General features: G+C 59.8%; 19 protein-coding genes. 11 read left to right on the plus strand and 8 right to left on the minus strand.

Features of this window, described 5'->3' with window-relative positions; genetic code table 11:
* Window positions 1-54 precede the first annotated feature (54 nt).
* The 10 genes from ACXPVS_RS03630 to ACXPVS_RS03675 all read left to right on the plus strand — a co-directional run bounded on the left by ACXPVS_RS03630 (window position 55) and on the right by ACXPVS_RS03675 (window position 6,981).
* Window positions 55-753, plus strand: a complete 699-nt coding sequence (locus tag ACXPVS_RS03630) for a YggS family pyridoxal phosphate-dependent enzyme (RefSeq protein ID WP_458508708.1) — start codon at window positions 55-57, stop codon at window positions 751-753.
* Window positions 754-788: 35 nt separating this feature from the next.
* Window positions 789-1,607 carry a pyrroline-5-carboxylate reductase gene (gene proC / locus ACXPVS_RS03635; protein WP_458508709.1) on the plus strand — a complete coding sequence of 273 codons (819 nt, stop codon included), beginning with the start codon at window positions 789-791 and terminating at the stop codon, window positions 1,605-1,607.
* 10 nt (window positions 1,608-1,617) lie between these two features.
* Window positions 1,618-2,208 carry a YggT family protein gene (locus ACXPVS_RS03640; protein ID WP_150658372.1) on the plus strand — a complete coding sequence of 197 codons (591 nt, stop codon included), beginning with the start codon at window positions 1,618-1,620 and terminating at the stop codon, window positions 2,206-2,208.
* Between the two features lie 4 nt (window positions 2,209-2,212).
* Window positions 2,213-2,503 (plus strand): DUF167 domain-containing protein, encoded by a 291-nt coding sequence (locus ACXPVS_RS03645; RefSeq protein WP_458508710.1) that lies wholly within the window; start codon window positions 2,213-2,215, stop codon window positions 2,501-2,503.
* A gap of 108 nt (window positions 2,504-2,611) precedes the next feature.
* A complete protein-coding gene (gene metX / locus ACXPVS_RS03650) occupies window positions 2,612-3,751 on the plus strand; it encodes a homoserine O-succinyltransferase MetX (protein WP_458508711.1) in 1,140 nt (379 codons plus the stop codon).
* Between the two features lie 7 nt (window positions 3,752-3,758).
* Window positions 3,759-4,379 (plus strand): methionine biosynthesis protein MetW, encoded by a 621-nt coding sequence (gene metW, locus ACXPVS_RS03655; protein WP_458508712.1) that lies wholly within the window; start codon window positions 3,759-3,761, stop codon window positions 4,377-4,379.
* A 26-nt stretch (window positions 4,380-4,405) separates the two neighbouring features.
* On the plus strand, window positions 4,406-4,840 hold the full coding sequence (locus ACXPVS_RS03660; protein ID WP_458508713.1) for a DUF4426 domain-containing protein: 435 nt from the start codon (window positions 4,406-4,408) through the stop codon (window positions 4,838-4,840).
* On the plus strand, window positions 4,837-5,433 hold the full coding sequence (rdgB, locus tag ACXPVS_RS03665; protein WP_458508714.1) for an RdgB/HAM1 family non-canonical purine NTP pyrophosphatase: 597 nt from the start codon (window positions 4,837-4,839) through the stop codon (window positions 5,431-5,433). The genes ACXPVS_RS03660 and rdgB overlap by 4 nt, the downstream gene beginning before the upstream one ends.
* Window positions 5,430-6,635, plus strand: coding sequence for a radical SAM family heme chaperone HemW (gene hemW, locus ACXPVS_RS03670; RefSeq protein ID WP_458508715.1), 1,206 nt, complete (start codon window positions 5,430-5,432; stop codon window positions 6,633-6,635). The genes rdgB and hemW overlap by 4 nt, the downstream gene beginning before the upstream one ends.
* Before the next feature lie 22 nt (window positions 6,636-6,657).
* Complete coding sequence (locus ACXPVS_RS03675; protein ID WP_458508716.1) at window positions 6,658-6,981, plus strand: DUF3392 domain-containing protein; 324 nt, start codon at window positions 6,658-6,660, stop codon at window positions 6,979-6,981.
* 48 nt (window positions 6,982-7,029) lie between these two features.
* Here ACXPVS_RS03675 and trmB read toward each other — a convergent pair whose 3' ends face one another.
* From trmB to ACXPVS_RS03695, 4 genes are all read right to left on the minus strand, one after another.
* On the minus strand, window positions 7,030-7,755 hold the full coding sequence (trmB, locus tag ACXPVS_RS03680; protein WP_458508717.1) for a tRNA (guanosine(46)-N7)-methyltransferase TrmB: 726 nt from the start codon (window positions 7,753-7,755) through the stop codon (window positions 7,030-7,032).
* A 9-nt stretch (window positions 7,756-7,764) separates the two neighbouring features.
* Window positions 7,765-8,559 carry a thiazole synthase gene (locus ACXPVS_RS03685; RefSeq protein ID WP_008068101.1) on the minus strand — a complete coding sequence of 265 codons (795 nt, stop codon included), beginning with the start codon at window positions 8,557-8,559 and terminating at the stop codon, window positions 7,765-7,767.
* Window positions 8,560-8,619: 60 nt separating this feature from the next.
* On the minus strand, window positions 8,620-8,820 hold the full coding sequence (gene thiS / locus ACXPVS_RS03690; RefSeq protein ID WP_025109132.1) for a sulfur carrier protein ThiS: 201 nt from the start codon (window positions 8,818-8,820) through the stop codon (window positions 8,620-8,622).
* Between the two features lie 90 nt (window positions 8,821-8,910).
* Window positions 8,911-9,282, minus strand: coding sequence for a DUF423 domain-containing protein (locus ACXPVS_RS03695; RefSeq protein WP_033060488.1), 372 nt, complete (start codon window positions 9,280-9,282; stop codon window positions 8,911-8,913).
* Between the two features lie 74 nt (window positions 9,283-9,356).
* Here ACXPVS_RS03695 and mtgA point away from each other — a divergent pair, with 74 nt between their 5' ends.
* On the plus strand, window positions 9,357-10,079 hold the full coding sequence (gene mtgA / locus ACXPVS_RS03700; protein WP_458508718.1) for a monofunctional biosynthetic peptidoglycan transglycosylase: 723 nt from the start codon (window positions 9,357-9,359) through the stop codon (window positions 10,077-10,079).
* 66 nt (window positions 10,080-10,145) lie between these two features.
* Here mtgA and rpoH read toward each other — a convergent pair whose 3' ends face one another.
* The 4 genes from rpoH to ftsY all read right to left on the minus strand — a co-directional run bounded on the left by rpoH (window position 10,146) and on the right by ftsY (window position 14,186).
* The gene (rpoH, locus tag ACXPVS_RS03705; RefSeq protein WP_458508719.1) at window positions 10,146-11,000 is read right to left on the minus strand and encodes an RNA polymerase sigma factor RpoH; all 855 of its coding nucleotides are present in this window, start codon (window positions 10,998-11,000) and stop codon (window positions 10,146-10,148) included.
* 113 nt (window positions 11,001-11,113) lie between these two features.
* Complete coding sequence (gene ftsX, locus ACXPVS_RS03710; RefSeq protein ID WP_458508720.1) at window positions 11,114-12,136, minus strand: permease-like cell division protein FtsX; 1,023 nt, start codon at window positions 12,134-12,136, stop codon at window positions 11,114-11,116.
* Window positions 12,133-12,804 carry a cell division ATP-binding protein FtsE gene (gene ftsE, locus ACXPVS_RS03715; protein WP_008152655.1) on the minus strand — a complete coding sequence of 224 codons (672 nt, stop codon included), beginning with the start codon at window positions 12,802-12,804 and terminating at the stop codon, window positions 12,133-12,135. Before ftsE ends, ftsX begins: the two co-directional genes overlap by 4 nt.
* Window positions 12,801-14,186 (minus strand): signal recognition particle-docking protein FtsY, encoded by a 1,386-nt coding sequence (gene ftsY / locus ACXPVS_RS03720; RefSeq protein ID WP_458508721.1) that lies wholly within the window; start codon window positions 14,184-14,186, stop codon window positions 12,801-12,803. The genes ftsE and ftsY overlap by 4 nt, the downstream gene beginning before the upstream one ends.
* Window positions 14,187-14,407: the final 221 nt, after the last annotated feature.

Genomic DNA, 14,407 nt, shown 5'->3' on the forward strand with positions numbered 1-14,407 from the left:
GCGTTCCTCAATTCCAGTAGAATGCCGCGAACCTTCAGCCGCCGGCGCCTCTTGATGTCCACGATAGCAGACAACATTGCACAGGTTAGTTCACGCATCCACGCCGCTGCCGTCGCCGCAAAACGCGACGAAGACAGCGTCCATCTGCTGGCTGTGAGCAAGACCAAGCCCGCCGAAGCCCTGCGCGAAGCGTATGCCGCCGGGCTGCGCGACTTTGGCGAGAACTACCTGCAGGAAGCCTTGAGCAAACAGCTGGAATTGGTCGACCTGCCCTTGATCTGGCACTTCATCGGCCCCATTCAATCGAACAAGACTCGCGCTATCGCCGAGCACTTTGCCTGGGTGCATTCCGTGGATCGTTTGAAAATCGCACAACGCCTGTCCGAACAACGGCCTGCCGAGCTACCCCCACTGAACATCTGCATCCAGGTCAACGTCAGCGGTGAAGCCAGCAAATCCGGCTGCACCCCGGCCGACCTGCCGGCCCTGGCCAATGCCATCAGCGAACTGCCGCGCATCAAGCTGCGCGGGTTGATGGCAATCCCCGAGCCGACGGAAGATCGCGCCGCTCAGGATGCCGCTTTTGCTGCCGTGCAAAACCTGCAAGCCCGCCTGAACCTGCCGCTCGACACACTTTCCATGGGCATGAGCCACGACCTCGAGTCGGCCATCGCCCAAGGCGCTACTTGGGTCCGTATCGGTACGGCCCTGTTTGGCGCTCGCGGCTCTCAACAAATGCATGGCCAGCCCTGATCAATGGCTGACTCCTCTCTTTATAAGGACCTGACATGAGCAAGACTCGTATTGCCTTTATCGGTGCCGGCAACATGGCCGCCAGCCTGATCGGCGGCCTGCGCGCCAAAGGTCTGGACGCCGCGCAGATCCGCGCCAGCGATCCGGGCGCTGAAACCCGCACTCGCGTGAACACTGAACACGGTATCGACGTGTTCGCCGACAACGCCGAAGCCATCCAGGGCGCCGAAGTCGTCGTACTGGCGGTCAAACCCCAAGCGATGAAAGCCGTCTGCGAAGCACTTCGCCCAAGCCTCAAGCCCAATCAACTGGTGGTCTCGATTGCGGCCGGCATCACCTGCGCCAGCATGAACAGCTGGCTCGGCGCCCAACCGATCGTGCGCTGCATGCCCAACACCCCGGCACTGCTGCGTCAGGGCGTGAGCGGGTTGTTCGCCACCGCCGAAGTGAGCACCGAGCAACGCAAACAGGCGCAAGAACTGCTGTCCGCCGTCGGCATCGCACTATGGCTGGATGAAGAGCAACAACTGGACGCGGTCACGGCCGTTTCCGGCTCGGGCCCTGCGTACTTCTTCCTGCTGATCGAAGCCATGACCGCCGCGGGCGTGAAACTTGGCCTGCCGCCGGAAACCGCTGCACAACTGACCCTGCAAACCGCTTTGGGCGCGGCTCAAATGGCCGTGGCCAGTGACGTCGACGCTGCGGAACTGCGTCGGCGCGTGACCTCGCCTGCGGGCACGACGGAAGCGGCGATCAAGTCGTTCCAGGCCGGCGGCTTCGAAGCCCTGGTAGAAAAAGCACTCGGCGCCGCTGCGCACCGCTCGGCCGAAATGGCCGAACAATTGGGTCAATAAGGAGCCTCACATGATTGGTTTGAACACTGCAGCGGTCTACGTGCTGCAAACCCTCGGCAGCCTGTACCTGCTGATCGTGCTGCTGCGCTTTGTGCTGCAACTGGTCCGCGCAAACTTCTACAACCCGCTCTGCCAGTTCGCCGTGAAAGCCACTCAGCCATTGCTCAAGCCATTGCGCCGGATCATCCCGAGCATGTTTGGCCTGGACATGTCCTCGCTGGTGCTGGCGATCCTCGTGCAACTGGCACTGATGGCCCTGACCCTGCTGCTGACTTACGGCACCACCGGCAACCCGCTGCAATTGCTGATCTGGTCGTTGATTGGTGTGACCGCACTGTTCCTGAAGATTTTCTTCTTTGCGCTGATTATCAGCGTGATCCTGTCGTGGGTCGCACCGGGCAGCCATAACCCTGGTGCCGAGCTGGTGAACCAGATCTGCGAGCCAGCCCTGGCGCCATTCCGCAAGATCCTGCCGAACCTCGGCGGCCTGGATATCTCGCCGATCCTGGCGTTCATGGCGCTCAAGCTGATCGACATGCTGGTGATCAACAACCTCGCCGCCATGACGATGATGCCGGAAATCCTGCGTCTGCTGATCTGACCCGGTGAGCTACTTTCGCTGGGACGGTGAAGACCTGATTCTGGAGTGTCACCTGCAACCGGCAGCCCGCAGCGATGATTTCTGCGGGCTGCATGGGGATCGATTGAAAATTCGCCTGACGGCGCCGCCGGTCGAAGGCAAGGCCAATGCGTATTTGATAGCGTTTTTGGCCCAGGCGTTTGGTGTTTCCAAGCGCCAGGTGAATTTGATTAGCGGCGAGTTGAATCGGCAGAAACGGGTGCGGATCTGCGCTCCGAAGAAGTTGCCTGATTTGCCTGAATTGACCCGTCCTTGATCGTTCCCACCCTGCGCGTGGGAACGATCGTTAGCGACGGGGAAGTTAGCTTGCTGCTAAAGGCAGTGGTCTTTAGACTTACGCCTCATTTCAACGAGAGCAGGGTCGATGCCAACTGCCTTTCCCCCCGATTCTGTTGGTCTGGTGACGCCGCAAGTGGCGCACTTCAGCGAACCCCTGGCCTTGGCCTGCGGTCGTTCGCTCCCAGCTTATGACCTGATCTACGAAACCTACGGCGCGCTGAATGCCGCGGCGAGCAACGCCGTGCTGATCTGCCACGCCTTGTCCGGTCATCATCACGCTGCCGGCTTCCACAGCCCTGACGACCGTAAACCCGGTTGGTGGGACAGTTGCATCGGTCCTGGCAAGCCAATTGATACCAACAAATTCTTTGTGGTCAGCCTGAACAACCTCGGCGGTTGCAACGGTTCTACCGGCCCGAGCAGGTTCAATCCGGAAACCGGCAAGCCGTTCGGCGCCGACTTCCCGGTGTTGACCGTGGAAGACTGGGTTCACAGCCAAGCGCGCCTGGCCGACCGGCTCGGCATCGGCCAATGGGCCGCCGTGATTGGCGGCAGTCTCGGTGGCATGCAGGCGATGCAGTGGAGCATCACTTACCCGGATCGCATTCGCCACTGCCTGGCCATCGCCTCGGCCCCCAAGCTGTCGGCACAGAACATTGCCTTCAACGAAGTGGCGCGCCAGGCAATCCTCACCGACCCCGAGTTCCACGGCGGTTCGTTCCAGGAAGCGGGCGTGATCCCCAAGCGCGGCCTGATGCTGGCGCGGATGGTCGGGCACATCACGTACCTGTCCGACGACTCCATGGGTGAGAAATTCGGTCGGGGCCTGAAGAGCGAAAAGCTCAACTACGACTTCCACAGCGTCGAATTCCAGGTCGAAAGCTACCTGCGTTATCAGGGCGAAGAGTTCTCCGGACGTTTCGACGCCAACACGTACCTGCTGATGACCAAGGCGCTGGATTACTTCGATCCTGCGGCGAACTTCGACGATGACCTGGCCAAAACCTTCGCCGGCGCCACCGCCAGGTTCTGCGTGATGTCCTTCACCACCGACTGGCGCTTCTCCCCTGCCCGCTCGCGGGAACTGGTGGACGCGCTGATGGCGGCCAAGAAAGACGTCTGCTACCTCGAGATCGATGCTCCGCAAGGCCACGACGCCTTCCTGATTCCGATCCCGCGCTACTTGCAGGCATTCAGCAATTACATGAACCGCATTACGTTGTGAGAAAGCCATGAGAGCTGATCTGGAAATCATCCAGGAATGGATCCCCGCCGGTAGCCGCGTACTCGACCTTGGCTGCGGCGACGGTGAACTGCTGACCTGGCTGCGCGACCACAAGCAAGTGACTGGCTATGGCCTGGAAAATGACCCGGACAACATCGCCGATTGCGTGGCCAAGGGCATCAACGTTATTGAACAGGACCTGGACAAGGGCCTGGGCAACTTTGCCAGCAACAGCTTCGACGTCGTGGTCATGACCCAGGCGTTGCAAGCCGTGCACTACCCGGACAAGATCCTCGACGAGATGCTGCGCGTCGGTCGCCAGTGCATCATCACTTTCCCCAACTTCGGTCACTGGCGCTGCCGCTGGTACCTGGCGAGCAAGGGCCGGATGCCGGTGTCCGATTTTCTGCCGTACACCTGGTACAACACGCCGAACATCCACTTTTGCACCTTCGAAGACTTTGAAGCATTGTGTCGCGAACGTGAAGCCAAGGTCATTGATCGGCTTGCCGTGGATCAACAGCACCGTCACGGGTGGGCCAGTAAGCTATGGCCTAATCTATTAGGTGAAATCGGTATTTACCGCGTCAGCAGCCCCGCGCTGCAAGACCACAAGGTCGCGGTCTGAGTCACGACACTTCGAGGAGAACGATCATGGGTCGTCTAGCGCTGTTTGTACTTACTGCCTGCCTGAGCGTCACCACCATGGCCGCCGACGCCATCAAGGGCGATCGCCAAGAAACCTTTGGCGACGTGACGGTGCACTACAACACCTTCAACTCCACCTTTCTGACACCGGACATCGCCAAATCGGCCGAGCTGATCCGCAGCAAAAACCAGGGCGTGATCAACGTCTCGGTAATCAAGGAAGGTAAGCCGCTGATCGCTCAGGTGAGCGGCTCGGTCAAAGACCTGACCAGCAAGACCATCCCGCTGACCTTCCGCCAAATCACCGAACAAGGCGCGGTCTACTACATCGCGCAATACCCAGTGGATCAGCAGGAAATCCGCACCTTCGAAATCAAGGTGCAGAACGGTAACAAAATCAACACCATCAATTTCAACCAAGAGCTTTTCCCCGGCGAATGATCAACTTCACGCAACTCGTACTGGCCAGCCACAACGCCGGCAAACTCAAGGAACTCCAGGCCATGCTCGGCGATTCGGTGCAACTGCGCTCGATCGGCGAGTTCAGCCGTGTCGAACCTGAAGAAACCGGCCTGTCGTTCGTCGAAAACGCCATCCTCAAGGCCCGCAATGCCGCGCGCATCTGCGGTCTGCCAGCGCTGGCCGACGATTCGGGGCTGGCAGTGGATTTCCTCGGCGGTGCGCCGGGTATCTACTCGGCTCGTTACGCCGATGGTCAGGGCGATGCGGCGAACAACGCCAAACTGCTCGACGTATTGAAGGACGTGCCGCAAGCCGAGCGCGGCGCACAATTCGTCTGTGTGCTGGCGCTGGTGCGTCATGCCGACGATCCGTTGCCGATTATCTGCGAAGGCTTGTGGCACGGACGAATCCTGCCAGCGGCCCGTGGCGAACAGGGTTTTGGTTACGATCCGCTGTTCTGGGTACCGGAACGCGACTGCTCCAGCGCCGAACTGAGCTCGAGCGACAAAAACCTTATCAGCCACCGCGCCCGTGCAATGGATCTGCTGCGCCAGCGTCTGGGCCTGAAATGATCCATGACCCATCCGCGTCGCCGCTGATCTTCGGCGGTGCCGCTCAATCGCCTCGGGCCGCACTCCCCGTGCTGCCGCCCCTGGCGTTGTACATCCACATCCCGTGGTGTGTGCGCAAATGCCCTTATTGCGACTTCAATTCCCACACTGCCAGCCCGGTGCTGCCGGAAGAAGAATATGTGGACGCGCTGCTGGTCGACCTCGATCAGGACCTGCATGCGGTTTACGGCCGTGAGCTGAGTTCGATCTTCTTGGGTGGCGGCACACCGAGCCTGTTCAGCGCCGAGGCGCTGGGCCGCTTGCTCAAGGGCGTCGAGCAGCGCATTCCGTTTGCCCGCGACATCGAAATCACCCTGGAAGCTAATCCCGGGACGTTTGAACAAGAGAAGTTCCTCGCCTACCGGGCGCTGGGCATCAATCGCCTGTCGATCGGCATTCAGAGCTTTCAGGAAGAGAAACTCAAGGCGCTGGGGCGAATTCACAACGGTGACGAAGCGGTACGTGCCGCCGGCATGGCCCGTCAGGCCGGGTTCGACAACTTCAATCTGGACCTGATGCACGGTTTACCCGATCAGTCCCTGGACGACGCCCTGAGCGATTTGCGCCAGGCCATTGCCCTGAAACCGACCCACTTGTCCTGGTATCAGCTGACCCTGGAGCCAAACACAGTGTTCTGGAACCAGCCGCCAACGCTGCCGGAAGACGACACGCTGTGGGACATTCAGGAAGCCGGCCAGGCGTTACTGGCCGAGCACGGTTACGCGCAGTACGAAGTCTCGGCGTACGCCCAGCCTGGCCGTCCGGCACGACATAACCTCAATTACTGGAGTTTCGGCGACTTCATCGGCATCGGCGCCGGGGCTCACGGCAAGCTCAGTCACCCGGACGGGCGCATCGTCCGTACCTGGAAGACCCGGTTACCGAAGGACTACCTCAACCCGGCCAAAAGCTTCAAGGCTGGGGAGAAAGCCCTGACCAATGAAGAACTGCCGTTCGAGTTCCTGATGAACGCCTTGCGCCTGAACGAGGGCGTGGAATCGCGCCTGTATCCGGAACGCACCGGGCTGAGCCTGGAAAGCCTCGCCGAAGGCCGCCACGAAGCCGAACAAAGTGGCTTGTTGCAGGTCGAACCATCACGTCTGGCGGCCACCGAGCGCGGACAACTCTTCCTCAATGATTTGCTGCAGACATTTTTGAGCTGATTTCAGCCTTAAGGGAAAACGAATGGATTTGATACTCGACCTGCTCGCCACCGCGTCCCGCTGGAGCCGTAGCAACCTGTCTGAAATCGCTCTGGCACTGGTGGGCTGCCTGCTGGTGTTGTTTGGCGCCGATATCAAAGGCTGGGTCGACCAACGACTGGGCAGCATCGCCGGCGCCTTGCGCGTCCCGCTGATGGCCCTGCTGTGCATGATCGGCAGTGGCGTCGCGCTGATCTACGCGACTCCGTGGATCATCAGAGGCCTGAGCCAGTTCAACAACTACAGCTTAGCGCCAGTGTTGTTGGTGGTGCTGGTATTGATTGGCGTGGTCGCCGACCGCCGCTGAGGGCTGATGATCGTTCCCACGCTCTGCGCGGGAACGATCAGTGTCCGGTCAGGACTGTTTTTCGAACTTCAGATCCCACACGCCATGCCCGAGACGTTCGCCACGGCGTTCGAACTTGGTGATCGGGCGCTCGGCCGGGCGTGGGACGCATTTGCCGTCTTCGGCCAGGTTGCGGTAACCCGGCGCGACGTTCATCACTTCCAGCATGTACTCGGCGTACGGTTCCCAATCGGTGGCCATGTGCAGCACACCGCCAACCTTCAACTTGCTGCGTACCAGTTCAGCGAATGACGCCTGAACGATACGACGCTTGTGGTGGCGGCTTTTGTGCCATGGGTCCGGGAAAAACAGCATCAGGCGATCGAGGCTGTTGTCGGCCACGCAGCGGTTGAGCACTTCGATCGCGTCGCAATCGTAGACCCGCAGGTTGGTCAGGCCCTGAGTCAGCACGCCATTGAGCAGCGCACCGACACCCGGACGGTGCACTTCCACGCCGATGAAATCCTGCTCGGGCGAGGCCACGGCCATTTCCAGCAGCGAATGGCCCATGCCGAAACCGATTTCCAGCGAGCGCGGCGCCGAACGGCCAAACACCTGGTCGAAGTCCACCGGCGCGTCGGCCAGAGGCAGCACAAACAGTGGCGTGCCCTGATCCAGACCGCGTTGCTGGCCTTCAGTCATGCGCCCGGCGCGCATCACGAAACTCTTGATGCGGCGGTGTTGGCGCTCGTCGCCTTCTTCCGGCTGGATAGGCGTGTCGTTTGATTCAGTCATCAATGGCTCTTACTTGATCAGACCATCCAGCGGCGAGGAGGCGCTGGCATAGAGTTTTTTCGGCATGCGGCCGGCGAGGTAGGCCAAGCGACCTGCAACGATGGCGTGTTTCATGGCTTCAGCCATCATGATCGGCTGCTGGGCATGGGCGATGGCCGAGTTCATCAGCACCGCTTCGCAACCCAGTTCCATGGCGATAGTGGCGTCGGAGGCAGTACCGACACCGGCGTCGACCAGCACAGGAATCTTGGCTTCTTCAAGGATGATCTGCAGGTTGTACGGGTTGCAGATTCCCAGGCCCGTGCCGATCAGACCTGCCAGCGGCATGACCGCGATAACGCCGATTTCCGCCAGTTGACGGGCAATGATCGGGTCATCGCTGGTGTAGACCATCACGTCGAAACCTTCCTTGACCAGCACTTCGGCGGCCTTGAGGGTTTCGATCACGTTGGGGAACAGGGTTTTCTGGTCCGCCAGCACTTCCAGCTTCACCAGGTTGTGGCCACCGAGCAGCTCACGGGCCAGGCGACAGGTGCGCACCGCTTCGGTAGCGTCGAAGCAACCGGCGGTGTTAGGCAGGAAGGTGTAGCGATCCGGCGACAGGACTTCAAGCAGGTTCGGTTCGCCCGGATTCTGCCCGAGGTTGGTCCGGCGCACGGCGAAGGTGACGATCTCGGCACCCGAGGCTTCGATGGCCAGGCGGGTTTCTTCCATGTCGCGGTACTTGCCGGTACCTACCAGCAAACGCGACTGGTAAGTACGACCGGCCAGGACGAAGGGCTTGTCGCTACGAACGATGCTCATGGGAAATCCTCTGTAGGGGTGAGGTTCTTGCAGAATTCTGTGCCCTTGCGGGCCGGACGACTAACCGCCGCCGATGGCGTGTACCACTTCGACATTGTCGCCGTCGTTCAACGTGGTTTCGGCGTGCTGGCTGCGCGGGACGATATCCAGATTGAGCTCGACCGCCACCCTGCGCCCAGTCAGTTCCAGACGGGTCAGCAGGGCCGCAACGGTTTCACCGTCGGGCAGTTCAAGGGATTCGCCGTTCAACTGAATGCGCATGCCGCAAGCCACCATCACTTTTAGGGGCTGGCATTCTAGCCCGATCAGTCTTGGCGACCCAAGCCATTCGTCATGAAATGGACCACCCGGTCAGCTCAACCGCCAGGCGGCAAGCCCCAGGCAGAACCAGCCGACCAGAAATGCCAGCCCGCCGAAGGGGGTGATAATCCCGAGCTTGCTGACACCGGTCATGGTCAACAGGTACAGACTGCCGGAAAACAGCAGGATGCCGACGACAAACGATGCACCCGCCCATGTGATCAGGCGACCGGGAATCTGCGTGGCCAGCAGTGCAACGCCCAGCAACGCCAAGGTGTGCACCAATTGGTAGGTCACGCCGGTGTGGAAAATCGCCAGGTACTCGGGCGTCAGGCGGCTTTTCAAGCCATGGGCGGCGAATGCGCCAAGGGCAACCCCAGTGAAGCCGAAAAAAGCGGCCAGCATCAGAAAACCACGCAGCATGAAGAACTCCAGCCAGACTCGATTCACAGGGTCTGTATAATGGCCCGCTCAATGGGTTCGGCCAAGCCATCTCTATGCTGCGTTTATTTTTGCGACGATTCACGAAGGCCCTGCTCTGGTTCGCGGGTGGCAGCGTATTGCTGGTGCTGCTCTTTCGCGTGGTACCGCCACCGGGAACCGCGCTGATGGTCGAGCGCAAGGTCGAATCCTGGTTCGACGGCGAGCCCATCGACCTGCAACGCACCTGGAAACCCTGGGATGAAATTTCCGATGATCTGAAAGTCGCCGTGATTGCCGGCGAAGATCAGAAATTCCCGGAGCATTGGGGTTTTGACTTCGGCGCGATCCGGGCCGCACTGGCTCACAACGAACTCGGTGGAACAATTCGCGGCGCCAGCACCCTGAGCCAGCAGGTCTCGAAGAATCTGTTTCTGTGGTCCGGCCGCAGCTGGCTGCGCAAAGGCCTGGAAGTCTGGTTTACCGGGCTGATCGAAGTGTTCTGGCCCAAGCAGCGAATTCTTGAGGTGTACCTCAACAGTGTCGAGTGGGATGAGGGTGTGTTTGGCGCTGAAGCAGCAGCCAGGCATCACTTTGGTGTCGGCGCTCGTTCGCTGTCCCGGCAGCGAGCCAGTTTGCTGGCTGCGGTGCTGCCTAACCCGCGAGTGTGGAGCGCCAGTCACCCAACCCGCTATGTCGCACGGCGAGCGGGATGGATTCGACAGCAGATGAGTCAGCTCGGAGGCGACAGCTATCTGGTGGGGATCAATGATTCACGCCGCGCACCTTGGGCTCAGTGATTTTTTGGTGCACAAACAAAACGCCCCGATCAATGATCGGGGCGTTTTTTTATGCCTGTGTCGCGGTTAGGCGGCGATCGACAACTTGAGCTTGTTCATCGCGTTCTTCTCGAGCTGACGAATACGCTCGGCCGACACGTTGTACTTCTGCGCCAGGTCATGCAGCGTGGCTTTTTCTTCCGCCAGCCAGCGCTGATAGAGGATGTCACGGCTGCGGTCGTCCAGCACTTCAAGCGCTTCGTGCAGGTTGTGGTTCGAGTTTTCGCTCCAGTCAGCATCTTCCAATTGACGGGCCGGGTCGTACCGGTGGTCTTCCAGATAGTTGGCCGGCGATTGGAAAGCACTGTCGTCGTCCGCTTCCGCGGCCGGGTCGAAGGCCATGTCATGGCCGGTCAGGCGACTTTCCATCTCGCGCACTTCCCGAGGCTCTACACCGAGGCTTTCCGCCACACGGTGGACTTCCTCGTTGTTCAGCCACGCCAGACGCTTCTTCTGGCTGCGCAGGTTGAAGAACAGCTTGCGCTGGGCCTTGGTGGTCGCAACTTTCACAATGCGCCAGTTGCGCAGGATGAACTCGTGAATTTCCGCCTTGATCCAGTGCACCGCGAACGACACCAGACGCACACCCATTTCCGGGTTAAAGCGTTTCACGGCCTTCATCAGGCCGACGTTGCCTTCCTGGATCAGGTCAGCCTGAGCCAGACCGTAGCCGGAATAGCTACGGGCGATATGTACAACAAAACGCAGGTGGGCGAGGACCATCTGCCGAGCCGCCCCCAAATCCTGCTCATAATAGAGACTCTCGGCCAGTTCACGCTCCTGCTCCGGTGTCAGCAATGGAATGCTGTTCACCGTGTGCACATAAGCCTCCAGGTTCGCACCCGGGACCAGAGCATATGCAGGTTGCAAAGAATTGGTCATACGAAAAAACCTCCGACTTACATAACTCGTGCAGTTCAGCACTGCGAAAATTGACCGGAAACCGAATGACAAGTTCCCATAAACGCTGAAAGGTCAATACGAGCAAAATGATGCTACTTAGGCGCAAGCTCCCTCAGGTGGCGTGCGACTGCAATCCATGCACCGATATACCCCAACAGCACCGCACCAAGCAAGAGAGACAGACCGTCGGCAACTGGCACTCCGGCCAGCGCAAAATTACTGCCGTACAAACCGGCCAGCCCCACTACCGCGTCGTTCAGCCAATCAAGACCGAACGCCAATACGCCCCAGGAAAGAATCCCCGCACCGAAGCCATAAAGCGCACCCATATACAGAAAGGGCCTGCGCACATAGCTGTCAGTGCCGCCGACGAGTTTAATCACTTCTATCTCTGTGCGACGGTTTTCAATATGAAGACGAATGGTATTGCCTATCACCAAAAGTAATGCAGAAACCAGAAGCACGGTCAGACCGAAGACAAAACGGTCGCCCAGTTTGAGGATGGCTGCCAGACGCTCGACCCAGACTAGATCAAGTTGCGCCTGTTGTACCTTGGGCAACTCGGAAAGTTTTTGTCGTAATGCTTCAAGGGTCGGCTTGTCGACTTCGTTCGGTGTCACCAGAACCACGCCTGGCAGCGGGTTTTCCGGCAGCTCCTTTAGCGCCTCGCCCAAACCCGACTGCTGCTGAAACTCTTCCAGCGCCTGATCGCGGCCGATATATTCAGCATCGGCTACGCCAGGCATGCCTTTGATCTGCTCACGCAACGACTCGCCTTCAGTGGCGCTGGCCTCGATTTGCAAATACAGGGAAATCTGCGCCGCACGCTGCCAGGAACCGCCAAGACGCTCGACGTTACTTAGCAAAAGTGACAGGCCCATCGGCAAACTCAGGGCAACCGCCATCACCATGCAGGTGAAGAAACTACCGATGGGCTGCTTGCCCAAACGACGCAAGCTATCGAGCAGGCTGGCGCGATGACTCTCGACCCAGGCGCGGAACAGTGTGGCGAAATCCGGGCCATCATCCTCGTCGCGTTTTTTCTTCTGCGGTTGCTGGTCGGCGGCCTTGGGGGCCACGCGCTCGGAAACCTTGGGGCTGCGTGTCGCACTCATACGCCTGCCTCCCCGTCGCCGATCAATCGGCCGCGCTGCAAGGTCAGCATGCGGTGGCGCATGCGGGCGATCAGTGCCAGGTCGTGACTGGCAATCAGCACGCTGGTGCCCAGACGGTTGATGTCTTCGAACACGCCCATGATTTCTGCCGCCAGACGCGGGTCGAGGTTACCAGTCGGTTCGTCCGCCAGCAGCAAGGCCGGGCGGTGGACAATGGCGCGGGCGATGCCGACGCGCTGTTGTTGACCGGTGGACAGGTCGCCAGGGTACAAGTCGGTCTTGTCCGACAGCGCCACGCGCTCGAGCGCCGAATCCACGCGCTTGGCGATCTCGGCCTTGGATAGCCCAAGGATCTGCAAGGGCAGCGCGATGTTGTTGAACACCGTGCGATCGAACAACAGTTGGTGATTCTGGAACACCACGCCGATCTGCCGTCGCAGGTAGGGAATCTGTGCGTTGCTGATGGTGCTCAGGTCTTGCCCGGCCAGCAGCAATTTGCCGGTGGTTGGACGCTCCATCGCCAGCAACAGACGCAACAAGGTGCTTTTACCGGCGCCAGAGTGGCCGGTCACAAACAAAAACTCGCCCCGACGGACTCGAAAGCTCAGCTCATGCAAGCCGACGTGACCGTTCGGATAGCGTTTACCGACCTGTTCGAAACGAATCATGAACGCTCCCGCTCGGCAAACAGTGCCTGGACAAAGGGTTCTGCTTCAAAAGTACGCAAATCATCAATGCCTTCACCGACACCGATATAGCGAATCGGCAGGCCAAACTGCTTGGCGAGGGCAAAAATCACCCCGCCTTTGGCGGTGCCATCAAGCTTGGTCAATGCCAGGCCGGTCAGTTGGACGGTCTGGTTGAATTGTTTGGCCTGGTTGATCGCGTTCTGCCCCGTACCGGCATCAAGCACCAACAGCACCTCGTGAGGCGCGTCGGCGTCAAGTTTGCCGATGACCCGGCGAACCTTCTTCAACTCTTCCATCAAATTGTCTTTGGTGTGCAGGCGACCGGCGGTGTCGGCGATCAATACGTCGATGCCACGGGCCTTGGCCGCTTGCACGGCATCGAAGATAACCGAAGCCGAGTCGGCGCCGGTGTGCTGGGCGATGACCGGGATCTTGTTGCGCTCGCCCCAGACCTGCAGTTGTTCGACGGCGGCGGCGCGGAAGGTATCGCCGGCCGCGAGCATGACTTTCTTGCCTTCGAGCTGCAGCTTCTTCGCCAGTTTGCCGATGGTGGTGGTCTTGCCGGCACCGTTGACGCCGACGACCAGAATCACGAACGGCTTGTTCTGCGAAGTGATTTTCAGCGGTTGCTCGACGGGCTTGAGCATCGCCGCCAGTTCCGCTTGCAGGGATTTGTACAGCGCATCGGCATCGGCCAATTCTTTACGGGCGACCTTCTGGGTCAGACGCTGAATGATCACCGAAGTCGCCTCCACGCCCACATCGGCAGTCAGCAGGCGGGTTTCGATGTCTTCGAGCAGCTCGTCATCAATGATCTTCTTGCCAAGGAACAGGCTGGCCATGCCTTCGCCGATGCTGGCGCTGGTCTTGGACAAGCCTTGTTTCAGGCGGGCGAAGAAACCGGCTTTGGTTTCGTCGGTACGTGCAGACTCGGCAGGCACGTCGATGGTAACGACAGGTACGACGGCAACGGGAACTACGGGCGCTACTACCGGCGCAGGCGCTTGAACAACCGGTTCTGGCTCGGCCACCACAACGGGCGCGACAACCGGCTCAACCACTGGCGCTTGAACGGGCTCAGGAGCAAACGCAGTCGGCGCCGGAATCGGCGGCGTAACGTGCGGCGCCAGCTCATCTTCGACCAATGCCACCGGCTCTTCTGCCACAGGCAACGTCAGCCAAGGCTCGGCAATCGGCGCAAGCTCTTCTTCTATTACCGGCGCAGGCGTGGGCGTGGGCTCAGGGAGTGGCTGTGGCTGTTCGACGACGGGTTCCTGCGGCTTTTTGCGCAGCCATCCGAACAGGCTTTTCTTCTCACCAGCCGCAGCTGGGGCTTTCTTGTCGTCGTTGGAACCAAACATGGAGGACGGCTATCTCACGGTAGCGACGCGCCAAAGGGCGCCTCGGCAAATAAATATTCGATGCAGAACAGACTGCGATTGACCCAGCTTGTTCACGCGCAACATTTTGTCGAGGTGCAAACAGCACCTAAAAGGTCGACTAATACGAAGGACTGAAACGGCATCGTCGGCGAAAACGCAGAGCTTAGCTGACAAAATCAAAGCTTTAGCCGTAAACCAAA

Source organism: Pseudomonas sp. Ma2-10 (assembly GCF_054330215.1).